The sequence below is a fragment of the Endozoicomonas numazuensis genome, from assembly GCF_000722635.1.
Classification (GTDB): Bacteria; Pseudomonadota; Gammaproteobacteria; order Pseudomonadales; family Endozoicomonadaceae; genus Endozoicomonas_A; species Endozoicomonas_A numazuensis.
Genome location: NZ_JOKH01000001.1, coordinates 656,144 through 679,792 on the forward strand (window position 1 = coordinate 656,144; position 23,649 = coordinate 679,792).

At 47.1% G+C, this 23,649-nt stretch carries 27 protein-coding genes and 1 pseudogene; 19 read left to right on the forward strand and 9 right to left on the reverse strand.

The window, feature by feature from the left end:
• Positions 1-81: 81 nt before the first annotated feature.
• The 5 genes from GZ78_RS02900 to GZ78_RS02920 form a co-directional block, all read right to left on the reverse strand.
• Positions 82-393 carry an STAS domain-containing protein gene (locus GZ78_RS02900; protein WP_161787292.1) on the reverse strand — a complete coding sequence of 104 codons (312 nt, stop codon included), beginning with the start codon at positions 391-393 and terminating at the stop codon, positions 82-84.
• Between the two features lie 188 nt (positions 394-581).
• On the reverse strand, positions 582-1,250 hold the full coding sequence (locus GZ78_RS02905; protein WP_161787293.1) for an MlaC/ttg2D family ABC transporter substrate-binding protein: 669 nt from the start codon (positions 1,248-1,250) through the stop codon (positions 582-584).
• 91 nt (positions 1,251-1,341) lie between these two features.
• Positions 1,342-1,806 (reverse strand): outer membrane lipid asymmetry maintenance protein MlaD, encoded by a 465-nt coding sequence (mlaD, locus tag GZ78_RS02910; RefSeq protein WP_034832647.1) that lies wholly within the window; start codon positions 1,804-1,806, stop codon positions 1,342-1,344.
• Between the two features lies 1 nt (position 1,807).
• On the reverse strand, positions 1,808-2,602 hold the full coding sequence (mlaE, locus tag GZ78_RS02915; protein ID WP_034832648.1) for a lipid asymmetry maintenance ABC transporter permease subunit MlaE: 795 nt from the start codon (positions 2,600-2,602) through the stop codon (positions 1,808-1,810).
• Positions 2,599-3,414: an ATP-binding cassette domain-containing protein gene (locus GZ78_RS02920; protein WP_034832649.1), complete on the reverse strand. Its 816-nt coding sequence runs from the start codon at positions 3,412-3,414 to the stop codon at positions 2,599-2,601. The genes mlaE and GZ78_RS02920 overlap by 4 nt, the downstream gene beginning before the upstream one ends.
• A gap of 478 nt (positions 3,415-3,892) precedes the next feature.
• On the opposite strand from GZ78_RS02920, the gene GZ78_RS02925 reads away from it, so the two are divergent.
• The 9 genes from GZ78_RS02925 (at position 3,893) to lptB (ending at position 10,452) form a co-directional block, all read left to right on the forward strand.
• The gene (locus tag GZ78_RS02925) at positions 3,893-4,843 is read left to right on the forward strand and encodes a calcium/sodium antiporter (RefSeq protein ID WP_034832651.1); all 951 of its coding nucleotides are present in this window, start codon (positions 3,893-3,895) and stop codon (positions 4,841-4,843) included.
• A gap of 148 nt (positions 4,844-4,991) precedes the next feature.
• Entirely contained in the window at positions 4,992-5,597 is a 606-nt protein-coding gene (locus tag GZ78_RS02930) for a hypothetical protein (RefSeq protein WP_152558517.1), read from the forward strand.
• 17 nt (positions 5,598-5,614) lie between these two features.
• Positions 5,615-6,112, forward strand: a complete 498-nt coding sequence (locus GZ78_RS02935) for a hypothetical protein (RefSeq protein ID WP_034832655.1) — start codon at positions 5,615-5,617, stop codon at positions 6,110-6,112.
• 2 nt (positions 6,113-6,114) lie between these two features.
• A complete protein-coding gene (locus tag GZ78_RS30570; RefSeq protein WP_269078729.1) occupies positions 6,115-6,246 on the forward strand; it encodes a hypothetical protein in 132 nt (43 codons plus the stop codon).
• Between the two features lie 283 nt (positions 6,247-6,529).
• On the forward strand, positions 6,530-7,504 hold the full coding sequence (locus GZ78_RS02940) for a KpsF/GutQ family sugar-phosphate isomerase (protein WP_034832657.1): 975 nt from the start codon (positions 6,530-6,532) through the stop codon (positions 7,502-7,504).
• Positions 7,501-8,037, forward strand: a complete 537-nt coding sequence (locus tag GZ78_RS02945; RefSeq protein WP_152558519.1) for a KdsC family phosphatase — start codon at positions 7,501-7,503, stop codon at positions 8,035-8,037. The genes GZ78_RS02940 and GZ78_RS02945 overlap by 4 nt, the downstream gene beginning before the upstream one ends.
• A 354-nt stretch (positions 8,038-8,391) precedes the next feature.
• Positions 8,392-8,964: an LPS export ABC transporter periplasmic protein LptC gene (gene lptC, locus GZ78_RS02950; protein WP_034832659.1), complete on the forward strand. Its 573-nt coding sequence runs from the start codon at positions 8,392-8,394 to the stop codon at positions 8,962-8,964.
• A complete protein-coding gene (lptA, locus tag GZ78_RS02955) occupies positions 8,948-9,535 on the forward strand; it encodes a lipopolysaccharide transport periplasmic protein LptA (protein WP_051785759.1) in 588 nt (195 codons plus the stop codon). Before lptC ends, lptA begins: the two co-directional genes overlap by 17 nt.
• Before the next feature lie 191 nt (positions 9,536-9,726).
• Complete coding sequence (gene lptB, locus GZ78_RS02960; RefSeq protein WP_034832661.1) at positions 9,727-10,452, forward strand: LPS export ABC transporter ATP-binding protein; 726 nt, start codon at positions 9,727-9,729, stop codon at positions 10,450-10,452.
• A 206-nt stretch (positions 10,453-10,658) separates the two neighbouring features.
• On the opposite strand, the gene GZ78_RS30575 is transcribed toward lptB, so the two are convergent.
• Positions 10,659-10,790 carry a hypothetical protein gene (locus GZ78_RS30575; protein WP_269078730.1) on the reverse strand — a complete coding sequence of 44 codons (132 nt, stop codon included), beginning with the start codon at positions 10,788-10,790 and terminating at the stop codon, positions 10,659-10,661.
• Positions 10,780-11,001: a hypothetical protein gene (locus tag GZ78_RS02965; RefSeq protein WP_034832662.1), complete on the reverse strand. Its 222-nt coding sequence runs from the start codon at positions 10,999-11,001 to the stop codon at positions 10,780-10,782. The genes GZ78_RS30575 and GZ78_RS02965 overlap by 11 nt, the downstream gene beginning before the upstream one ends.
• A 402-nt stretch (positions 11,002-11,403) precedes the next feature.
• Between GZ78_RS02965 and GZ78_RS02970 the strand changes: the two genes are divergently transcribed.
• The 7 genes from GZ78_RS02970 to GZ78_RS03000 all read left to right on the forward strand — a co-directional run bounded on the left by GZ78_RS02970 (position 11,404) and on the right by GZ78_RS03000 (position 18,971).
• Positions 11,404-12,858 carry an RNA polymerase factor sigma-54 gene (locus tag GZ78_RS02970; protein ID WP_034832664.1) on the forward strand — a complete coding sequence of 485 codons (1,455 nt, stop codon included), beginning with the start codon at positions 11,404-11,406 and terminating at the stop codon, positions 12,856-12,858.
• 147 nt (positions 12,859-13,005) lie between these two features.
• Positions 13,006-13,317: a ribosome hibernation-promoting factor, HPF/YfiA family gene (gene hpf, locus GZ78_RS02975; protein ID WP_034832666.1), complete on the forward strand. Its 312-nt coding sequence runs from the start codon at positions 13,006-13,008 to the stop codon at positions 13,315-13,317.
• A gap of 14 nt (positions 13,318-13,331) precedes the next feature.
• A complete protein-coding gene (locus tag GZ78_RS02980) occupies positions 13,332-13,784 on the forward strand; it encodes a PTS sugar transporter subunit IIA (RefSeq protein ID WP_034832668.1) in 453 nt (150 codons plus the stop codon).
• A gap of 572 nt (positions 13,785-14,356) precedes the next feature.
• Positions 14,357-15,214 (forward strand): RNase adapter RapZ, encoded by an 858-nt coding sequence (gene rapZ, locus GZ78_RS02985; RefSeq protein WP_034832670.1) that lies wholly within the window; start codon positions 14,357-14,359, stop codon positions 15,212-15,214.
• Entirely contained in the window at positions 15,214-15,483 is a 270-nt protein-coding gene (locus GZ78_RS02990; RefSeq protein WP_034832672.1) for an HPr family phosphocarrier protein, read from the forward strand. The genes rapZ and GZ78_RS02990 overlap by 1 nt, the downstream gene beginning before the upstream one ends.
• A gap of 202 nt (positions 15,484-15,685) precedes the next feature.
• Positions 15,686-17,044 carry a magnesium transporter gene (gene mgtE / locus GZ78_RS02995; protein ID WP_034834073.1) on the forward strand — a complete coding sequence of 453 codons (1,359 nt, stop codon included), beginning with the start codon at positions 15,686-15,688 and terminating at the stop codon, positions 17,042-17,044.
• 352 nt (positions 17,045-17,396) lie between these two features.
• Complete coding sequence (locus tag GZ78_RS03000) at positions 17,397-18,971, forward strand: hypothetical protein (RefSeq protein ID WP_152558520.1); 1,575 nt, start codon at positions 17,397-17,399, stop codon at positions 18,969-18,971.
• Positions 18,972-19,051: 80 nt separating this feature from the next.
• Here the strand turns inward: GZ78_RS03000 and pmbA are convergent, their stop codons facing one another.
• Complete coding sequence (gene pmbA / locus GZ78_RS03005; RefSeq protein WP_034832676.1) at positions 19,052-20,407, reverse strand: metalloprotease PmbA; 1,356 nt, start codon at positions 20,405-20,407, stop codon at positions 19,052-19,054.
• 200 nt (positions 20,408-20,607) lie between these two features.
• Between pmbA and yjgA the strand changes: the two genes are divergently transcribed.
• A complete protein-coding gene (gene yjgA / locus GZ78_RS03010; RefSeq protein ID WP_034832678.1) occupies positions 20,608-21,135 on the forward strand; it encodes a ribosome biogenesis factor YjgA in 528 nt (175 codons plus the stop codon).
• A 35-nt stretch (positions 21,136-21,170) separates the two neighbouring features.
• Here the strand turns inward: yjgA and GZ78_RS03015 are convergent, their stop codons facing one another.
• The gene (locus GZ78_RS03015) at positions 21,171-21,884 is read right to left on the reverse strand and encodes a glycerophosphoryl diester phosphodiesterase (protein ID WP_034832679.1); all 714 of its coding nucleotides are present in this window, start codon (positions 21,882-21,884) and stop codon (positions 21,171-21,173) included.
• Positions 21,885-22,064: 180 nt separating this feature from the next.
• On the opposite strand from GZ78_RS03015, the gene GZ78_RS03020 reads away from it, so the two are divergent.
• Positions 22,065-22,514 (forward strand): acetate and sugar kinases/Hsc70/actin family protein, encoded by a 450-nt coding sequence (locus GZ78_RS03020; protein ID WP_034832682.1) that lies wholly within the window; start codon positions 22,065-22,067, stop codon positions 22,512-22,514.
• 99 nt (positions 22,515-22,613) lie between these two features.
• Positions 22,614-23,531: pseudogene (locus tag GZ78_RS03025) on the forward strand (IS1595 family transposase).
• Positions 23,532-23,649 lie beyond the last annotated feature (118 nt).

Here is a 23,649-nt window from a genome sequence, read left to right on the forward strand (position 1 = left end):
TGACTGCACTGACCACCCCCAGCAATGGGACTGGTCGCAAATAGACAGCCTGCAGTGTGTCTCACCAATAGCTCACAAAGCTTACGAGCAAGAATTTTCCTGCAGAATAGGTGCTATACCACAGACCTTGGCTAAGGCAGCAAGTTCCTCAGGCATATCAGAAAGGCAAAGATGCCCCCCTTTATCTTGAGCTAACCGAATCCAGGACAGGCAAACGGAAAGAGTCGAGCTGTCACCTTTAAGCAGATTGCCGAGACTGACTTTCAGGACACCGTCAGGGCTGATGTCTTTTTCCAGTAACTTTCGCCCCTCGCTTTCGACCTCAACCGCATTATCAAAGTTGACAATTCCGTTTAGGGAAAAGTGTCCTGGTGCCAATCGTTCAAGCTGCATAATAGCGGATTCCTGAAAGCCCTTAATGAAAAGTCCGGAAATAGTTTCCTTTGACCCAACCCCGTTCTCGCCGAGTCTGTCGAAGACCAGAACCATCACCCTTCGACAGCCTCAGGGTGAACGGAACCTACGTTTTAATCGGGAATTTATTTCGAGACAAATCCTTAGCCAATAAAAAATGGGAAAGATTACTTCTTGCTGCCTTTATCGGTAGAAGACGACATGATCGCTGTCCAATTCTCCACCACATAAGGCACTTTTTTGTGTCTGTCGACGGCATCAGCAAACTGACTCTGGAACTGCTTGGCAATATTGATCCCTTCAATGGTCACATTGCGCAACTTCCAGCGACCATCAACATGCACCATAGAGTAAAAGATCTCTACAGTACTGTTGCTGGTACGAATCTTCATTTTAACGGGTATACGACTGGTTTTACCTTCCTGATATTTCTTCAATAGCTCAGGAGAGGTTTTATCCACACTGTCAATAATCAGACTGGTGTCATCCAGTGACAACAATGCCTTCCCGTAAAAACGAATCAGACTGTCTTTGAATTCCGATTCAAATTTAACAACCTGATCTGGGTTACGGTGGGCATATTTGCCCATGACATATCGACCTACCTGATCAAAAGCCACTACCGGTGATAAAAGACGATCCACTTCTTTGAAAAAACCATCGGGGTTTTTCTTGTACTGTTCCTTGTTCTTATTGAACGTATCCAACAGCTCAGTAGTGATTTTTTTAACTTCTTCTTCAGGTGGCTGCAACACAGGTGCAGCATAAGACACGGCCGCCATCATCAGGCATGCCAGAGCTATCAGAAACGGTTGAACAGACTTTACCATTTTCATTCTTGCTTCCATCCTCCTATGCAGGCTTTTATCCAGGTTTGTACTGCTTTGCACTGCACTCTATAAAACCCATGCGGTTTTCAGACCTTCTTTATTCGTCATTATTGACTGAACCCAGAAGGAACTTGCCAATCAACTCTTCCAGTATAACGGCTGACTGAGTGTCTTCGAAACGACCACCGTCCTTGATGTAATCAATATCGCCTCCAATGCTGATACCAATATATTTCTCACCTAACAGGCCTGCTGTCACGATAGACGCCGTACTGTCCAGAGGAATGTTATCAACATGGGAATCAATTTCCATCTCGACCTTGGCCATATAGGTCTGTTTATCAAGTTCAACCCTGGTCACCCTGCCAATAATAACCCCGGCCAGGGCCACTTTGGCTCTGGGCTTGAGTGTTCCGGTGTTATCAAACATGGCACTGACTGTATAAGTCTGCTGACCACTTTCCAGTGAGAGACCACTGACTTTCAGTGCCAGAACCACCAGCGCCAGCATCCCGGCCAACATAAAACCGCCGACACTTATCTCTATAGTTCTCATCCGCATCTTAGAGTTCTCCAAACATGACAGCGGTCAAAATGAAATCCAGCCCCAGAATGGCCAGCGAAGAATAAACAACAGTCCTTGTTGTGGCCCGACTGACCCCTTCGGACGTGGGAATGGCATCATACCCCTGAAATACAGCTATCCAGGTCACCACAAAACCAAAAACAAGACTTTTAATCAGGCCATTTCCGATATCCGCCACCAGATTGACCGAAGCCTGCATACTGGCCCAGAAAGAACCTTCGTAAATACCCAGCCAGTCAACACCGACCATAACAGCCCCTAATATACCAACCAGACTGAAAATAGCGGCCAGCAACGGCATAGAGATAACGCCCGCCCAGAACCGTGGGGCAATCACTCTTTTAAGCGGATCAACACCAATCATTTCCATACTGGAAAGCTGTTCGGTGGTTTTCATCAATCCAATTTCAGCCGTCAGGGCAGAACCTGCTCGTCCGGCAAACAACAACGCCGTTACAACCGGCCCCAGTTCTCTCAAAAGACTAAGAGCGACCATCTGACCAACCGCGTCTTCAGAACCGTATCGAATCAGAATGTTATAGCCCTGCAATGCTAGAACCATCCCGATAAACAACCCTGACACTGTGACAATAATCAGCGACATAACGCCGACACTGTAGAGCTGCTGTATCAACAGGGAGAATCGATTGCTAAACCCGGCTCTGGAAAAAATAGCCAGTATCAGAAAGACACCTGCACGACCGATAGACTGAATCTGATCCAGCCCAAAACGACCCAGTTGCGCAACCCTGTCAAGAATACCTGTACTCATCCGATCTCCCCACCCAGCAATGCTTCTTTATAATCGGGTGCCGGGTAGTGGAATGGCACCGGACCATCGGACAGCCCGTTCATAAACTGTTTAACCCGGGAATCATTCGAACTCATCAAACTGTCAGGATCCCCCTGTCCAATCACTTCTCCATCCGCAATAAGATAGAGATAGTCCGAAATCGACGCCGTTTCATGCAGATCATGAGAAACCACGACACTGGTGATATTCAGTGCGTCATTCAACATTCTGATCAGCTTCACAAGAACGCCCATTGCAATAGGGTCCTGCCCTACAAAAGGCTCGTCGTACATCACCATGGCCGGATCCAACGCAATCCCCCTGGCCAGCGCCACTCGACGATTCATGCCTCCCGACAATTCAGCAGGCATTAAAGACCATGCCCCCCTCAGCCCTACCGCTTCCAGCTTCATAAAAACGATGTCCCTGATCATCGGCTCAGCCAGCTGGGTATGGATACGTAAAGGAAAAGCAACATTCTCAAATACCGACAGATCGGTAAAAAGCGCGCCACTCTGAAAAAGCATGCCCATTTTACGGCGGGTACGAAACAGTTCTTCGCGGGAAAGCAGATCAAGATTTTGCCCATCAACAAAGATCTGTCCGGAATCAGGCCGGAGCTGACGTCCAATCAAGCGTAATAATGTTGTTTTACCTGTACCAGATGGACCCATGATGCCCACCACCTTCCCCCTGGGAATGGTGATATCAACATTATTAAAAATAGTTCGATTGCCGCGATGAAACGTCAAACCGCGAATCTCTATAAAATTATCACTTGCCTCAGTCATTGGAAGGCGATTCCTTGCATCTGTATGGACTGCACTCACTAGTAACTGTTGTTCCCTGACAGTTTACTACTGACCTGTTTCTAATTATGGCGGCTTTCGGCTTTCTTTTGAACCATCAGAACATATCCTTATTAGAGTCTCGATATCCAAATGGATGATCTATCGGTTATTTACTGGCTATTTACCCTTATTTCACTCTCAAGAGTCTTAAGCTGTATATTTCCAGGTTAAGTCTGGATTGCTTGAACAATGCCTAATAAACTAGTCCGCCTGGGGAATGACTGTTTCATTTCTAATGACAGTTTTTTCACAGTGTTTACCGTGAAAAGCATTTTTTATGTATTCCCTTTTCTGAGTGGGGGTCATGAAAAATATATTTCTTCGCCCATGACTGCTTACTGAAGATAAATACTTTGCCGCTGTTTATGTAAATAACATCTCACCCAATCACCCTGAATAAGAAAAGAGAATTTGCCCTATGCTCATCGCCCTTGCTGCCATTCTGGTTGGCTTCATCATCCTGACTTGGAGCGCTGACCGTTTCGTAGCCGGTGCAGCTGCCACAGCCAGCAACATGAACGTATCCAGAATGCTGATCGGCCTGACAGTCGTCTCTATTGGCACTTCTGCGCCTGAGATTCTGGTCTCCCTGATGTCAGCCCTGCAGGGCTTTCCGGGACTCGCAGTGGGTAATGCCATGGGCTCCAATATCGCCAATATGGGTCTGGTACTGGGTGTTACAGCTCTTATAGCGCCCCTACCCGTCAAGGCTGCATTGGCTAAAAGAGAGATCCCCCTGCTTCTGGCTATTACGATTATTGCTGGCGTCTGTATTGCTAATGGCTATCTGGGCAGAATAGATGGCCTGATCCTGCTCTCAGGGCTGATCATCACTTTATACCTGATGATTCGCTGGCAAAAGCAGCACCCGGATGAGCCTGTGGGTGATGATGAAGATATTCCTGAATTATCTCCTTCAAAAGCCTGGTTTATGCTGGGCTCCGGTCTTTTACTCCTGTTAGGCAGTTCACAATTACTGGTTTGGGGAGCCACCGAAATTGCTCAAATGATGGGTATCAGCGACCTGGTGATCGGACTGACCATCGTTGCCATTGGTACCAGCCTGCCCGAGCTGGCAGCTTCAGTTACCAGCGCCCTGAAAGGCCACCATGATATTGCCCTGGGCAATGTAATTGGCTCAAACATATTCAATCTGCTGGCCGTCCTCTCCATGCCAGGACTGGTCGCTCCAGGAGCACTGGATCAAGCGGTGATTTTGAGAGACTATCCAGTCATGTTGGGTATGACAATCCTACTGGCACTGGTCTGCCTGATAGGTAAGAAGCCTAAACATCTGGGTAAAGTGACGGGCATTGTTCTGCTATCGATTTATTGCCTTTACGGGGCCTGGCTCTTTATTCAACACTGATTTCTTTTTGGGAGGGCCAACCCTGAGCCCTTCCAACCACCTCCCTTTCTTCATAACTGATTGTTTTTTCCATCAACCTGCTTATATCTGTCTATGCTTAGCTGATTTTAAAACATTCGGGCCAACTCAAAGAGCCCTTTACGGACAGATGAAATTAATAACAAGTACACTCTGGCTATTACTGTCAGCCTTGATCATGATAAATAATGCTTGGCCCCAAAACGACCTCAAGTTACTTGACCAGCTCATGACGCTGTCACCCGGCACTGTTTCTGATAAAAGCATGGAATTTTACTCTGCAGGCTCTGATCTGCTCGTCAGCCAGAAAAATCTGGCAACTGAACACCTCACCGTATTAATGATTCTTAACGGGCCCGAGCTTCAGCCCATTGAGGGTCAAATAGAATGGTCCACAGATGGAACCCATTGGTACAATGCAGAGTTCGATAAAGAGAGTATAAGATCCGGAACAACAGGTCATATTCAAGTAAGCCTGCCCAAACTCGCACCCAGCAACGACCTGCAACGAATCGTGTTCAGAACCCGTTTAACAGGACACAATAGAGTTCATGAAAGTCGACAACTGGTCACCGTTCTACCTTACGGCGAAGCCCGACAAGCAGTCTTTTACGACATAGGGGGTACCGTCCAGGCCAAATACAAACTGGCAGCGAAAAAGCAAAAAACCTCAGAGACCCGTTTGACCCAGTTTTCAGAGCCATTCATGCAGATATTCAAGCTGGATTGCTCGTAGTATTCCTGACCGGTAAAATGCAAGAAGACAGACATATTATAAGAGACTGGTTCAGAGAACACGGTTTACCTCCTGGCCCTATTTTAATGCCTCGAGCTCGCTGCTGTCCCGATAAGGGTGAAGATTTTAAATTCAAGGTTCTTCAACACCTGAAAAACAACGTAAAAGTTATCAGAGCTTGGGGGAATGGTGTTGAAAAAGACATTCTTCCTTATATGAGAGCAGCCGTTTGTACCGTCAATCATATCAGCTGGCCACTTTCTGATATTTCCAGCATCAAGCTACTGGTAGCCAGCAGGCTTCATAACTATCGGCTACACAGCCGAATCAAACTGGCTCACTGCAGTGAAGATACTTGCATACCCGCCGTATTAAGCACTTACATGATTGACAATCCTGCCTGCAAACAATCGTTGAACCAACCTCTGGTTTGCTCCTTCGGCTCGCCCCCGGATGACGACCCTGACTCTCCCCCTGTTTTTTTCAACCAAGAGTGCAAAGCCCCATGGATGTGACCATGCAACAACAATTCGACCACTGGGTTTCGGGGCAAGAGCAGACAGTAGCACAACTCTGGCCTGGTCTGGTGGCAACCGTACTCTTTTTAGCCAACACAGCTGAAGAAGCTATTTCCTTGAAGGGACCTTAAGCCCCCAGTGACATTCAGTCAGGGAACTCATTGCCATATCAGGGCTCTAATGCACTCTTTATTAAAGGTCGGGCTTAACATTTGCCGTCAGGGCTCTTTTATGCCCCCCATTGCAGTATTTCAACAGAATGAAAAGCACTCAGTATTCCTGCACTGTTGTACCCTTGCCCTGAGTACATCCATAAAGAACTGAGTTCAATGATTAATCGAGATCGTGCCCTAAGCTGTTACTGTGGCACAAGGCACTATAGAATAGCCGTGTCACAACCAATCTGTATGCAATATGACTACTGACGAGCCGTTTATCTCAATTGGTCGCCGCACCATTACCATGGAACTGGAAGCTGTTCAGAGCCTGATCGACAGGATCGACAGTAGCTTTGCCAAAGCCTGCCGGGTCATGCTGGAGTGCCGTGGCCGTGTTATTGTCGTTGGCATGGGCAAGTCAGGGCATATTGCCCGTAAACTCGCCGCCACTCTTGCCAGCACCGGAACGCCCGCTTACTTTGTACACCCGGGGGAAGCCAGTCATGGTGACATGGGAATGGTCACCAGGGAAGACGTGGTTCTGGCGCTTTCCAATTCTGGCGAAACCAGCGAAGTCATTACCCTGCTACCTCTGCTGAAAAGACTGGGAACGCCCCTGATCAGCATGACCGGCAACCCGGATTCCACACTGGCCAAAGATGCTGAAGCCCACCTCAACACCAGTGTTGAAAAAGAAGCCTGTCCTCTAGATCTGGCTCCCACCTCCAGCACGACTGCAGCTCTGGTAATGGGAGACGCTTTGGCAATTGCCTTGCTGGAAGCCCGTGGATTTACCGCCGAAGACTTTGCTTTCTCACACCCTGGCGGTTCTCTGGGCAAACGACTTCTTCTGAAAGTCAAAGACATTATGCACAGCGGCAGTCGGGTCCCCGAAGTCACTCTGGGCACCCCCATGGGTGATGCCTTGCTGGAAGTCACTCGAAAAGGTCTGGGCATGACCGCCATTGTCGATGACCAGCGTCATGTCATTGGCATTTTCACAGACGGTGATCTTCGCCGGGCCCTGGATAAAGGGGTTGATCCCAAGTCCACCCGTATTGATGACGTCATGACCGGCCATTGCAAAACCATCCACCCCGAAATTCTTGCAGCAGAAGCACTGAAGATCATGGATGACCGGAAAATCAACGCCCTGATCTGTGTCGATGACGAGAACAAACTGATTGGTGCTATCAATATGCACGACCTACTGAAGGCAGGCGTAGTATGATCAGTTCATCCTTACAATCTGCCGCCGCCAATGTTCGCCTGGCAGTCTTTGATGTCGACGGTGTCCTCACTGACGGTAAATTACTGTTTGGTGAAAACGGTGAAGCGCTGAAAATATTCAACACTCTGGATGGTCATGGTCTGAAAATGCTCAAACAAGCCGGGGTCAAGACTGCCATTATTACAGGCCGTCGCTCTGTCTTTGTTGAAAAGCGTTCCTCTGACCTGGGAGTAGACTTTCTTTATCAGGGCCGTGAAGACAAGTTTGTTGCTCTTAACGAATTACTGCAGGAAGAAGGTCAGGGTATCACCCTGGAAGAAGTCGCTTACATCGGTGACGACCTGCCTGACCTTCCTGCCATACGCCAGGTAGGCTTTGGTTGCACGGTACCCAATGGGCATTATTATGTCCGCGAACACTCTTCAGCTGTAACGCTGAATCGTGGAGGCGAGGGAGCTGCAAGAGAGTTCTGCGACTTCATTCTGGCAGCCAAAGGCAAATTGGATGATATGCTGGCCAGCTATCTGAAATAAGACTTCAGGTTATTAAAAGGTGTCGCTGTATTGCCTGTCTGCATTTCCAGCGACACTTTTATATTCAGATATATTCAAAAGTTTTCTGACAAGCCAAGTACGATTGTTCAACTCTAATTACAGTAGGCCGACAGCTAGTGTCTAGCATTTGAAAACATTCGCTGGCAGTCCCTGATGATCAAAAAAAATCATGATAGACTGTATTCATTTGCTACGAAAATGCTGCCGACAGCATAAACTGAGCATCATTTTCCCGGGAGACAGAGTGTTGCCAATCCTCCCCCGTAGCCTTATTTAGTCAGACCCTACATATTAAGATGTCTGACCTGATTGTGACCCGGAGCCTGATACCTGATGCCCAATCGGAACTCTATACTGATTGCTTTCCTGATGCTGACACTGATCGGTATTGGCTATTGGGCTTATGACAGCAACCTCCATGTGGGGGCTCAGAAAAAGCCGCCTCTGGTTCGGGAGAATGCTGACTATTACCTTATTGATACGCAAATTACCCAGTACGATAAAGCAGGCGAGCTGGACTATATCTTGACTTCCAACAGCATTACTCATTACCCCCATAACGATACAACACTGCTGCAGACCCCTCATGTGGAAAGTTTCAGTGACCCTCAGAAACCTTTGGTTGCAGACGCACTCAATGGCAAACTGTTGCCTGGCAATCAGGATATAGAGCTCTGGGATGATGTAGTGATGACTCAGGCGGATCTCAACAATGGCAGCAAGGTGCGCATGGACACTGATTTCATCACCATATACTCTGAAAAGGGGCTGGCCGTTACCGACCGACCGGTACTCATCACCAACGATACCGGCCGTACGCGCGCCATTGGAATGGAGGCTTTCTACAAGGAGAGTCTGGTTAAACTCAAGTCTAGGGTAAGAGGATTTCATGAGCCAAAGCCATGAACAGACCAAACACCTTGATCCGAATGCGCGGCCAGATAAACGGAGTCGACGCAAAGGAGTCGAACATTACCTGATGCTGGGAGCCATGTTGTTGCTTCCTACCATGGCTCAGGCCCTGCCATCTGACCGGCAAAAGCCTATTGAAATCGAGTCTAACACGGCTGATATCGACAACAAAAAAGGCATCTCTATTTATAAAGGTGATGTCGTTATGATTCAGGGCACAACACGGATTACCGGCGATAAGGTAACCGTCTACTCCTTTAAGCAGGAAGTTCAAAAAATCGTAGCAGAAGGCTACAAGAAAAGAGCTTACTACGAAGAACAGCAGCCCGAAGATCAAGGCACTCTGCAGGCCTGGGGTCATACCATTGACTACCAAGTGGCGGGCGACAAGATTAAACTGGTCAAACAGGCTCAGTTGACCCAAAAGGGTGATACCTTTACAGGTGAACGTATTGATTACGACCTGACCAAACAAACTGTAAACGCCAAAAGCAGTGAAAACAAAAGCAGCCCTGATGGCCGCGTAAAAATGATTTATCAGCCTAAGCCTGAACAAAAACAGTAGATCGTATCTGACATCCACCTCATATACGGCTCAATCACTCAGGCAGGCGAGCAGTCAAGAATCGGCAATGTTACCCATTCCGTAACTGGAAAAAGCTACAGAGTCTGAACAGGCTGCCTTTTTATAGTAAACGTTTAAAATAGCTGTCATGAAAACGACAGTTTACCTTTAAATAGGATAACAGATTCCGGATGGCAACGCTTAAGGCTGAACATCTCAGTAAAAGTTACAAGAGCAGACAGGTCGTCAAAGATGTATCTCTGGCTGTTGACAGTGGCCAGATTGTCGGACTTCTGGGTCCCAATGGTGCAGGCAAAACAACCTGCTTCTATATGATTGTAGGCCTTGTTAAGGCTGACGGTGGCCATGTCAATCTCAGCGGTCAGGATTTGACTCATAAGCCTATGCATGGCCGTGCCAAAGCCGGCGTTGGCTACCTACCGCAGGAAGTTTCTATTTTCAGAAAGTTAACCGTGACTGACAACCTTCTTGCAATATTGGAAACCCGTCCCGATCTTTCCAAGAAAGATCGAATAGACAAAATGGAGTCCCTGCTGGAAGAGTTCAATATTACTCATATCAGAAACAACCTGGGTATGAGTCTTTCCGGTGGTGAAAAGCGTCGAGTGGAGATTGCCCGTGCGCTATGCACTGACCCACAATTTATTCTGCTGGACGAGCCCTTCGCTGGTGTTGACCCCATTTCTGTTGGTGATATCAAGGCTATTATTACGCACCTGAAAACCCGGGGTATTGGCGTCCTGATCACAGACCACAATGTCCGGGAAACCCTGGATATCTGTGAGAAGGCCTACATAGTCAGCGAAGGCACTATTATTGCTGAAGGTGACAGTCAAACCGTACTGACCAACCAAAAGGTCCGTGACGTATACCTTGGGCATCAGTTCAGCCTCTAAGGAATAGTCAGGAAATAACGTTCTTTTTGAGCAAAACCCGTTCGGCCTGAGCCTGTCGAAGCTCAGGGTGAACGGAGCCCACGTTTTAATCGGAAAATCATTTCGAGACAAGCCCTAATCACTTCTTTCTTCATAGCCTTACTTCTACTGGCAAGCGACCTGTCAGTAGAAGATTCCCTCTTAAAACAAGTCACCCTTACTGCCTATCAAGCAAATCGGTAATGAATCAGATACGGATAAAGCTTATTCTCTCTCAGGACATCCTCCGGATTCTCAAGCACCAGCGGCTCTTGATCGTTATCGAGTAAAATCCAACGACCACGGTCATTAATCAGCATAACGAAATGCCCCCATAATCGAGCTGCCACGATGCAAAATCATAGCTTCAGGATGCGCTTCCAGTTCCTGTATCTGACCTGTATCGCTACCAGCAGGTATCCTGATTGTCTTAAAGGCATGCCCCCATCTGCCCAGCAGTCGATGTGTATGCGGGTCCTGTTGCCATAGTTGGCTGGCTTGAAGTTGAGGAGGAAGTCGACGACGCTGCATCCCCCCGGCCCACCTATATTCATGAAAATCGCTCAACAGTGTCTACCTATGAGATGCATCGACACAGCCTTTGAAATAATCGACTTTCTCTAAAATTGTTTATCGACCCTCTACTCCCTCTATAGGATTTGCCATGCCTGCATGACACACAAAACCCTTTCGCTTTTTTCATCCGAGCCTTTAAAACACGAGCAAACCTGCCATCAACATAAAGCTTCTTTTCATAGTCGCCATGATGAATCCACTTCCCCCGAAGCTTCAGATGTGATTATAATCGCGATGACATGGAGAGTAGCCTAATCATAATAATGAGCAGGCACTGAGTAATAACTGCCGAGGGTTCATGCCACCTATTCTGGCACCCTCAGTGCAGACATCGAAGTAAAGGTATACGGTTGCCCTATGAAGCCATCCTTACAGCTAAAAATGGGCCAGCAGCTGACCATGACTCCTCAGCTGCAACAGGCCATAAGGCTTCTTCAACTTTCCACTCTGGACCTTCAGCAGGAAATCCAGGAAGCTCTTGAATCCAATCCGATGCTGGAGTCTGAAGAATCCGCAGAAGAACCGTCTGCATCCCGTGACGAGGGAGAGCAGCCCGTTGACTTCAATGAAAAAGCTGAACAAACGCCAGAGCCTGAAGAACCTGAGTGGACTGAAAGCATTCCCAACGATCTGCCAGTAGACTCCGGGTGGGATGACGTCTATTCCAGCCTGCCAGCCTCAAGCGATGAAGAGCATGATCCTTTTGCTCGATCTCGTGCCTCTGAATCTCTTCAAGACTATCTGGAATGGCAGTTAAACCTGACGCCTATGACAGACCGCGACAGATTGATGGGACTGTCGATAATAGAAGCTACCAGCAACGACGGCTATTTAACCCACCCCCTGCAAGATATTTACCAGTCATTACAGGCACAGATAGAAGAACTGGATTTTGAAGAGCTTCAGGTGATGCAGCGGCGTATTCTTCATTTTGATCCGGTTGGCTGTGCCAGTGCCAGCCTGAAAGAATGCCTTGAAGTCCAACTAAACCAGCTACCTGAAGAAACCCACTTCCTGAAAGAAGCCCGCCTGTTAATTCAGAACCACCTGCAAGCTCTGGGTAGCCGGGATTACGCACAAATCATGCGCCGAACCCGCCTTAAGGAACATCAGCTCAGAGAAGCACTTAATCTGGTTCAGAGTCTCAACCCAAGGCCTGGATCCGAGATTGGGCAGACTGAAACAGAATACGTCACCCCGGATATATCGGTTAGCAAAATTAAAGATCGCTGGGTCGTTGAGTTGAATTCTGAATCTCTACCCAGACTTCGCATCAATAACAGCTACGCTTCTATGGTGCAGCGTGCAAACAATAGCCGCGACAACGTGTTTATGAAAAACCAGCTACAGGAAGCCCGATGGTTCCTCAAAAATTTGCAGAGTCGCAATGAAACCCTGCTTAAAGTGGCTGGTAAAATTGTCGAGTTCCAGAAAGAATTCCTGGAACAGGGTGAACAGGCTATGAAGCCCTTGGTACTGGCAGACATTGCTCAAGCTGTAGAGATGCATGAATCCACTATTTCAAGGGTCACGACCCAAAAATACATGCATACGCCAAGAGGCGTGTTTGAGCTGAAATACTTTTTCTCCAGCCATGTCAGCACTGACTCAGGGGGAGAATGTTCATCTACAGCCATCAGAGCTCTGATCAAAAAACTGGTATCAGAGGAAAATTCTAAAAAACCTTTGAGTGACAACAAGATTGCCGGACTACTGGGAGATCAGGGTATAAAAGTTGCAAGACGAACCATCGCCAAATATCGCGAATCGATGAATATTCCGCCCTCAAATGAGCGCAAGCAACTTATCTGAGCCTTTATACCACAAATCGACCAGTAGATTTTTTGTCTCAGAACAGCGCTAACTGTCAATGACAGTGATAGACTTTCAATCATGGCTGCCCGTACAATCCCGGGGGCAGTCCAATGTCGAGAATCGGGATCAGCAGGAGAGCGTTACATGCAAGTCAACATCAGTGGACATCATGTAGAGGTGACTGAAGCTCTGAAAGATTATGTCACCAAGAAACTCGACCGCCTTGCCGCCCACTTTGATCAAATTACTAACGTCCAAGTCACCCTGAGCGTTGAGAAATTGAATCACAAGGTGGAAGCAACTCTGCACATACGTGGGGCGGATATCAATGCAACCGCTGAGGCTGAAGATATGTACGCTGCCATCGATGACATGTCGGACAAGCTAGACCGACAATTGGTTAAACACAAAGAGAAGACGCTTGACCGGCTTCAGGGTGCCAGCGGCCGCCTGTAAGCATCAATCGCTGTATGATTATCGAAAACATCCTTACCCCCGGGCGCACCCTTTGCGGTGTGCAGGGGGCCAGTAAAAAGAAAGTCCTGGAAACCATCGCGGAAATCATCAGTGAACATGTTCCCGCTATAAACACCAAGGATCTATTTAACAGTCTGATCAACAGAGAGCGACTCGGTACTACCGGGTTAGGCAAAGGTATTGCCCTGCCTCACTGTCGCTCCAGTGCTTGTCAGCATCCGACCGGACTTCTGATCAAGCTGTCTGAACCGATCGACTTTGATTCTGTGGACAAGCAGCCTGTAGACCTCGTGTTTGCACTCATAGTCCCGGAAGAAAATACTCAGGAGCACTTGAACATACTGCAGGCTCTGGCTGAACGCTTTCATTCAGAAGTTTTACTGAGCCAGATGCGGGCTGCAGAAACCCCCCAAGCCCTTTACAGCATCATCTGTCGCCCTGTCTAATGGAAGCAGGTGAAAAACATTTTGCAGGTTCCTCTGACAACAGGGACAGGCAAAATGTTTTCCACTCTGTAAAACCTCTTTTTTATCCCTACCCGTTCAACACCTCAACCTATATTTCTCCGTCAAAACTGCATGCGATAGACAGATCCGGACTATGCTTGAAATAAAAGAAAGCGACTGGTTCTAATCTCATTGGGTTTTGATAGACTTGCCTCACTCGGAATCAGGTGAGAAGCCTGTTCAGGAGTTTCCATAATCCTGCATACCCATGAGTCAGAATATGACCGATATATACCCATTGGATTTCAAGATGCTACTAGGCGACAAGTGAGCGAAGCCCTGTGAGCCTACAAGAAGCCCTGTGAGCCTACAAATAGTAAGTGATCAGGGTGAGCGAACGCTGGCAACAACGTAGCATCTTGAAAGGCGATGGGTATAGCCGACCTTAAAAGGTATCCAACAGGCAATATCAGTCATTAAAACACGACGCAAACCAGATTCAGCTCAGCCACCATTATGAAAAACAATCAGGCAACCTGTTTACACGGTCAAACAATCGGGAAGGACACACCATGAAGTTGATCATTATCAGTGGACGTTCGGGCTCTGGAAAAAGCTCTGCCCTGCACGCTCTGGAAGATGAAGGTTTTTACTGTGTAGACAACCTGCCCGCCAGCATGCTCAATGATCTGCCTACCAATCTCAAGAGCAGTCTGGGCGAACCACCTCGCATGGCAGTCAGCCTGGATGTCCGTAATGTACCAGGCGCCCTGGAACGCTTTCCAAAACTATTGGATAAATTGAAAAAACAAGGCGTAGAGTGCCAGGTTGTCTTTCTGGATGCAGACGGCGACAGCTTGATGAAACGATACAGCTCAACGCGGCGTCGCCACCCTCTTAGCAATGATGACGTATCCCTGGCTGAAGCGATTAATCTGGAAAAGAAACTATTGGCGCCTCTGGCCGAAGAAGCGGATATCAGGCTAGACACCTCTCCTCTGTCCGTTCATGAAATCCGAGAGCAAATTCGTCAGCGGGTCTGTGGCTCCAACAGCAAAAGCATGACGCTGATGATTCAGTCTTTTGGTTTCAAACACGGCATGCCAGTGGATGCCGACTACGTATTTGATGTTCGCTGCCTGCCTAATCCTTTCTGGGTTGAAGCCCTGAGACCCTATACCGGTCAGGATCAACCTGTTAAAGACTTTCTGTCAGCAGAACCCATGGTCGACGAGATGTTTGAAGACCTCAGCTCATTCGTGGAAAAATGGTTACCACGGTTTGAATCCGGGCAACGCAGTTATCTGACCATAGCGATCGGATGTACTGGAGGACAACACCGTTCTGTATTTGTCAGCGAACGACTGGGCGAATGGCTCAAAGAGCGTTTTGACTGTGTACAGGTCAGGCATCGGGAGCTTTCCAAATAATGATCCAGAAGCAGATCACCATAATTAATAAACTCGGCCTACACGCACGTGCGGCATCCAAATTCGTTTCCACCACTTCTGCTTTTGCCAGCCAAGTAAAAGTCAGTTTCAATGGCCGGGAAGTGGATGGTAAAAGCATTATGGCAGTGATGATGTTGGCTGCAGGAAAAGGCTCTGTCCTTGATTTAGCCTTCGAAGGCCATGATGAAGAAGAAGCCTGTACCGCTCTGTGCAATCTGATCAATGATTTTTTTGAAGAAGGTGAATAGCCAGCCTTCTCTACATTCAATCTCAGTTTATACTGGTAACTCACACAGTCTTGGCTGATTGTGAAAACCCTTTAAACTGAAAGCAAACAGACAATGAACCATTGCATACCAACTTCCTGAGTCTGACTATGCAGACTTGATTGTTTCCAGAACAGAAGGTCGATACTCAGATACTTCTGCCGAAAAAACCGGGCACGCATCTATGGTACAACAGCTACAACTGAGTATCGGAGACAAGGCATTTCAGGAACTTAATGAAGCCCTGGAGCACGGTGTTTCTCCTGAACTCAGGCGTATGCTGAACGGCCTCCCAGCCCCTGATGCAGCTCATTTGCTTGAATCCTCTCCCCCTAAACTTCGAAGCCTGCTCTGGCGCCTCATCGATCGAGAGATGGAAGGCGATGTTTTACAGGAACTGAGTGATGAGGTTCGGCAGTTTTTCCTGGACAGAATGAATGTCGCCGAACTGAAAGCCATTACAGAAGGGCAGGATGTCGATGACATTGCTGACCTCCTTCAACAGCTGCCTGGCACTATCACCCGTAAAGTGCTGGACTCTATGGACAGTCAGGATAGGCAACGGGTTGAAGTAGTCCTTTCTTATCCTGAAGATACTGCTGGCGGCCTGATGAATACCGATGTCATCACGATCCGTCCTAGCAGTACCCTTGATGTAGTTCTGCGATATCTAAGGCGGCATCAGGATATACCTGAAATGACGGATAGTCTTTTTGTCGTCAACCGCAGGGACGAATACATTGGTGCGCTGCCTTTATCAGTGCTTCTGACCACGGACCCCTCAGCAACCGTCTTTGAAGTGATGCAAACTGACCTGAAACCTATTGCAGCCGACATGGAAGACAGTCAGGTAGCCCAGGTATTTGAACGGCGAGACCTGGTATCCGCTCCCGTCATTTCAGAAAATGGCCAGTTACTGGGGCGTATTACAATTGATGACGTTGTCGATGTTATCCGGGAAGAAGCCGAACACTCAATGATGAGCATGGCAGGTCTGGATGATGATGAAGACACCTTTGCCCCTGCATTAAAAACAGCCCGTCGACGCGCGGTCTGGCTGGGCATCAACCTTATTACTGCATTTATAGCGGCTTCAGTAATAGGCATGTTTCAAGCGACTATAGACAAAGTGGTCGCATTAGCCGTGCTCATGCCTATTGTTGCAGGAATGGGCGGCAACGCTGGCGGCCAGGCTCTAACGCTCGTGATACGAGGGATGGCTCTTGGCCAGATCAGTCGAACCAACCTGAAATGGTTGCTCAGTCGTGAGCTAATGGCAGGGTTTCTCAATGGCATACTCTGGGCAGCACTGGTTTCGCTGATCGCATATTTATGGTTTCGCGACCCTATTATTTCAATGGTCATCGCCTGTGCAATGGTTATTAATCTCAGTACAGCGGTTATCGTCGGTGCCAGTCTGCCAGTGATTCTCAAGTCTATGAAAATCGATCCCGCCTTAGCTGGTACCATAATACTAACTACCGTTTCTGACGTGGTCGGCTTCCTTTCTTTTCTTGGTTTGGCGACTCTATTTTATAGCTAGGAGGCTGACCGAGAATAGCGTCCGAGCATAAAATTCAGTAGAACGAGTCAGCTTTTTTACTGAATTTGTGCGAATAGTTGACCTATTTAAGCAAATTCAGTGGAAAAGATGGCCGTTCTTTCTGGATTTTAGGCCGGGCTGTCTATTCTCGGTCAGCCTCCTAGTAACGTGTCAGCTCCCTAAATTAACTATCCCGCCCCTTCTTCGTATTTGTAAGAATTCTACAGCCCATTATACAAACAATAATTTATATTCATTTTGAACTTTATCGTGCTTATATACTCAAAGCCACTTTACAACCTCATCTAAAGCCCAGGCAAAAAATAAAAAAATGCATTATTTCAGAAACTTATTGCTGAGTTTGATATTGGCTCTGATCTCTCTTTCTGCTGTTTCAGAAATGGTTACTATTGATTACATATACGATAATCAAACCAAACCCTACAAACTTTTGGAAATAGACTCGGATCGATATAAAAAGCTCAACCAGACTCTGAATCAGTTCCTTAAATCTGCCTGTGTTACCAATACTGAAGAGTGTGCCAATTCATCAGAGCTCCCTGCTTATCGCGAAGATTTTTTAAAACCAGATCAACTCTTCATCAGCTTGCGTAACCCGGCGAACAGACTTTTTTACTACACAAAGCTTCTGCCCTTGTTATTTCCTGAAAAAACGTCTGACCCGATGGCTGCAGCTTACTTTTCCAAAGCATTCCAGGGGCATGTTGAAGCCTGCGAAGATATCGTACAAGAAGTTGGCAGAAAACATTTTAAAGACTGGGTGATAGCCGTTTCTGATGTCAGGAAATATTTACCTTTACTAGCCAGGCTGGGTCAAAACCTGGTACGACTCTATGATCATACACATTTCACGCCACTCTTTTTAAGCAATACCCATGAACTCACTTATCTGTATCCGGTTTATGCCGTGAGTTCAGAAGAGAGAGATTCTACCTCAATCATCAGTACAGCCTTTTCGGATTGGATGAATGACTTAAACATCACTTCGCCCAGATATGTAAGACTTCCCGTAGAAACCGAGGCAGAGACCAAAGAGTCCGGTGTTTCATTAAGTCTGGAGCAACGAAAAAGCACACCCAATATTTCCAGAGATATTACAGAACAACTGATCTATGTCATCCATCGCTCTGTCTTCAGAGACTGGCATCGATACCCTCTCCCTGTCTTTGTTGGTCATATCGAGCCTGAAATAGCCGACGTATATGCCAGCAGTGGTGGTTTTTTTGATTACGACATTCTGGGCGGGCAGTTTGTTCATGGCTACTTCTCTCATGTATTGCAACTAGCTCAGCTGAAGCAACACAATTTTCCTCAACAGGCCCTACCGCACTTTAATCATCGTTGCTGGGGACGAATGTTCGAAAAAAAGAATGCCACACTTTGGCACTCTGCAGCCAGATTTACTTTGTCAGAAGAGCAGAGCATTGTTTTCTACAACCCTGTTTTAGGCAGCTCTCCAGACACCCTTCAGGAGCTTCTCTCACAACACTTTTTTTCCGATATGATCAACAGCGCTATTGCTGAAAGCAACCCTGATTTGATTAATTATTTATTCTCATTACTGAATGTCAGCTCTATTAAAGAACTGGTTCAAATAAAAAATGCGCTTATAGCGATAGAAAACTCAATCAACCAGCATAACTACAACAGCTGGCACCAGGCCAGTGACTCATTAAGAGCAACTCAGGCAGGTAACGAGTTTATCAATGAGAACAAACTTTACATCGATGAAAAGAAGCTGGTATCAAACTTCAATAATAAAATGATGCTTGCACCCAGAGATTCATTTCTGGAAGAACTGGATTTGTCCAAGTATGAGATACTTTATTTAAACCCTTCCAATACTTCTTTCATTTATCAGCTTTGGCACTGGCCTAAAGAGTGGGATACAGTTGAATTTAAATAGAAGAAAAGGGGCCGAAAAACAACAGCATTTTAAAAACAGTATGAGGCATATCCAGGATATGCCTCATAAATACATGGGCATTATTTCCCAGCCAGAGTCATCTCACTGATCAGAACAGAGCCTGTCTGAATATTGCCTCTTCGATCGTAATCATTACCTGCGGCAACAATATTCATAAACATATCCTTAAGAGAGCCTGCAATAGTCACTTCTGAAACCGGGTACTGGATTATGCCATTTTCGACCCAGTAACCACCTGCTCCTCTGGAGTAATCACCCGTTACAGTATTGACCCCCTGCCCCATCAATTCAGTGACCAGAAGACCTGTTCCCATCTGTTTAAGCAGCTCTTCCTTACCATCGGCATTGCTATCCAAAAATAGATTATTTACACCTCCTGAATTGGCTGTGCTCTCCATCCCCAGCTTACGGGCTGAATAAGTGCCCAGGAGATAGTGGGTCAAAATCCCTTCAGAGATAAAGTCCTTGGACCGGGTCGCAAGACCATCATTATCAAAACTGGCTGACCCCAGGGCTTTCTTCAAATGTGGTTGTTCATGGATACGCACCCAATCTGGAAAGATCTGCTTCCCCAGGTGATCGAGCAAGAATGAAGCCTGTCGATACAAACTACCACCACTGATCGCTCCAAGAAGGTGCGAAACAAGACCTGAAGCCACTTCAGGTGAAAACAGAACCGGTACCTGGCCTGTGGGCACTTTTCTGGCACCGAGACGCTCAACTGTTCTTTCAGCCGCCTTGCGGCCCACCTCTGATGCAGACTCCAGATCATTACCATCACGAGCGACGGTGTACCAATAATCTCTCTGCATATCACCGGATTGCTCACCGATCAGGACACAACTGAGACTATGACGACTGGAAATATAACTGCCCATAAAACCATGACTGTTGCCGTAAACACGACAACCTTGGTGTGTACCGACATTAGCACCGTCTGAATTCTTGATCTTGTTGCTAAACGTTCTACCTGCGTCTTCACATTTTAAAGCCAACTCTATGGCTTCTTCTGCATCGACGCCCCAAGGATGATAAAGATCCAAATCAGGCAGTTCAGTTGCCATCAGTTCAGCATCTGCAAGACCTGCACAGGGGTCATCGGAAGCATACCCTGCGATATCACAGGCAGCCTTTACGGTTTCTCTAATAGCTTCGGGCGTACTGTCAGAAGTACTGGCAGAACCTTTTTTCCTGCCCTGATAAACGGTGATACCAAACCCTTGATCCCGGTTAAACTCGACCGTCTCTACATCCCCCATCCGAACACCGACCGAAAGCCCTGCATCCAGGCTAACACCCACTTCACAAGCATCAGCCCCCTGGCGACGAGCCTCATCCAGAATATCACTGACGAGGGTCTTCAAACGGCCCTCTTCAGAGCGGGGATCAAGTACAGCCTTGGTTTTATCACCCATGAACTTCCTGCCTTCCAGAATTATTCGTGTATATCCTATTGTGCCGTGCACAGTCATAAAAAAACAAACGATTTACCATGAAAGTACTGCCTTGAAAGAATCGCCTCATTATTTAGCAAGAACGAAGACTCTACGCCACTCATGGCTGAATGATCTTAACTGGAGTAAAATGGCAGCATCTCTTTGAATAGACCCCAATCATGTCAGATCAAGACCCCTACGAATTTGAAGATGACGCTGAAGAAATTATTTTTGTCAGCAAATCTGAGCTCAAGCGCGATATGGATGAGCTCAAAGCTATTGGCTCCCGCTTGATGGAAATGAAGCCAGTCATGCTGGATAAGCTGCCCCTGAATGACAGACTCAGGGAAGCGCTCGATGAAAGTAAACGCATAAAAAGCTACAATGCCCGCAAGCGGCATTTAGGTTTCATTGGCAAGCTGATGCGAGATCAGGATCTGGAGCCCATTCAGAAATTTCTCGACAGCCTCGATTCTAACAGCGAAGAGTACAATCGTCGTTTTCACCAGCTGGAACGCTGGCGGGATCGCCTGATTAACGAAGGCCATGATGTTTTGACAGAATACCTGGAAAAATATCCTTCAGCCGATCATCAGCATATCCGTCAGCTGGTGCGTAACGCTCAGAAAGAAGCAAAACAGGAGAAATCGCCTGCTGCTTCCAGAAAACTGTTCAAATACCTGAGAGAAGTGGACGAAGAGCATTGACCCGATAATCCAACAGGGTGTCAGGAGACACCTTGTTACTCCAGAACACCCGGGTTATCCGTAAAAACCCCACAAACGCCCCAGCTCTTCAACTGACTGGCCAGTGCTTTGTCATTAACGGTATAACAATACAACTCGTACCCAGCCTTACTCACTTCACCAGCCTTTTCCTCTTTCAGTTTTTTAGCATTTACATGAATGGTTGTTGCACCTACTTGTCTGGCTTTATGTTTCCAGTTTCGTGGTAAGGATTCAAACAGACACCCAATCCGGCTAGCAGCCCTCGCCCGATACAAAACCAGTGCTTTATGATTAAAACTGGAAACCAGCAACTGCTCTTCGGGAAAACTCGCCGCTTCCAGTGCTGCAACCACCTTTTCAACCAGAAGTTTTAAATCACAACGATTAGGTTTTAACTCAAGATTCAACCCCAGCTTCAACTGTTTGATCAGCATCAGGGCTTCAATCAAGGTCGGAACCTTCTCTTCTTTGAATGCTTCAGAGAACCAGCTCCCAGCGTCCAGCTCCCCTACCTGATCCAGACTCTTTTTCTTAAGATGACCTTGTCCCGATGTAGTTCGATCCATTTTCGGGTCATGAAACAGCACAGCTGAGCCATCACCTAACAGGGTGACATCCAGCTCTATCCACTTCAGCCCGAGATCTGCAGCTTTTTGTATACCTGCTAATGTATTTTCAGGAGCCAGTGCCGCCACTCCACGATGCCCAATCACTGAATCCATGTACATACGTTTTACTCTCCAAAACCAGCCGATTTACTCGTCTAATATTATCCTTTTATTTACCGTAAAGAATATTTTGCTTTCTCATTTTTCGTATTCGAGGGTAGAGAAAAATATTTTTTCTCATGGCTATTTTGCAGCAGAAAAACGTTTGCACTATGAACAATTGTTATTGGGGGTCTCACGATGCAAGAAGTTCTACTCAGTATTGATGTAGGAACAGCCAGCTTACGATCTGCTCTGGTTACCCCTTTCTGCCATATACTGGCCATTGATATCCACCCTCTTAGGTTATGGCAGTCCTCGGGTAGGATGGAACAATCGTCTGATAATATCTTTAACAGCCCTATTCTTTCCGTCAAACAACTGATTTCCCAACACCCTGAGCCTGTTCGCACCCTGGCCATAGGTATTGATGCCACGGCGTCTCAGGTTTTACTCAACCATTCGCTAAAACCACTCCATCTACCCGGCAACCCCGAAGCCAATATTCTTGGCTGGATGGACCACCGTGCACAGCCGCAGTCTGTGATCATTAATGAACGGTTCAAGTCGCACACACATCAGGATCTGCCAAGCAAACAGATACCTGAAATGAGCCTTTCCAAAATACTTCCTGATTACCACCTTACCTAAGCCCACTAAAAACCAGATAACCGTCTAAACTGACGACAATGGTTTCCGGCCTGTATGAGGTGTGTCATGGCCAAGAATAAGATTCAGTTTCAGTAAGGGTTGAGTCTGATTCAGTTTTTCGAACTTTATAATGAAGAATCGAAATGTCGGGATCAGTTCTTTCAGTGGCGCTGGCCTACCGGGTTTGAGTGTCCAATGTGCAAGTCAAAAGAACATTGTGTTCTCAAGACTCGTGAACTGTACCAGTGCAATCGCTGTCATCACCAGACTTCTCTGACCACTGGCACCATCATGGAATCGACCAAGCTCTCTTTCAAAACCTGGTTTCTGGCCATGTTTCTCATGACACAGACCAAAAATGGAATCTCTGCCTTGGAATTGTCACGCCAGCTGGGCATCTCTTACAACGCTTCATGGCGCTTGAAACATAAGCTCATGCAAGTGATGAAAGAGCGTGACGACAGCCATCCACTCACAGATGATGTACAAATCGATGATGCCTATTGGGGAGGTGAAAAGCATGGCGGCAAACGCAGTCAAGGCTCAGAAAACAAGCATCCCTTTGTGGCAGCAGTACAGACAAACGATGACGGGCACCCACAGTACATGCGACTCAGTATGGTCACCCGCTTTCGTAAGAAAGAGCTGGAGCTGTGGGCACAGAAACACCTCGCCGGTAGCCCTTGCTGAGTAGTCAGTGATGGTCTGGGAGCCTTCAAAGGCATTGCTGATACGGGGCATCAGCACACAGCTATCGTGACAGGTGGCGGCCACGAATCGGTCACCAACGAGCTGTTTACCTGGGTTAATACGATGATTGGTAACGTTAAGAATTCACTTAAGGGTAGCTACCACAGCATCAATCCGAAGCACCTACCACGATACCTTGCAGAGTTCTGCTACCGGTTTAATCGACGATACGATATGAAAGCCATGCTATCCCGCTTGAGTTATATAGCTGCACGAACGTGCCCTATACCAGAAAGACTCCTCAAGATAGCTGAGGCACAGTGGTAATCAGGAAATACTTTGGCTTAAGCAAACGCACCCTGATCTCTGGTCGCAATGCGGTTTAATTCTTGACCTTTATGATTTCCTTTGCTGGAAGCCCAGTGGAAAGCTGACCAGAACCTCA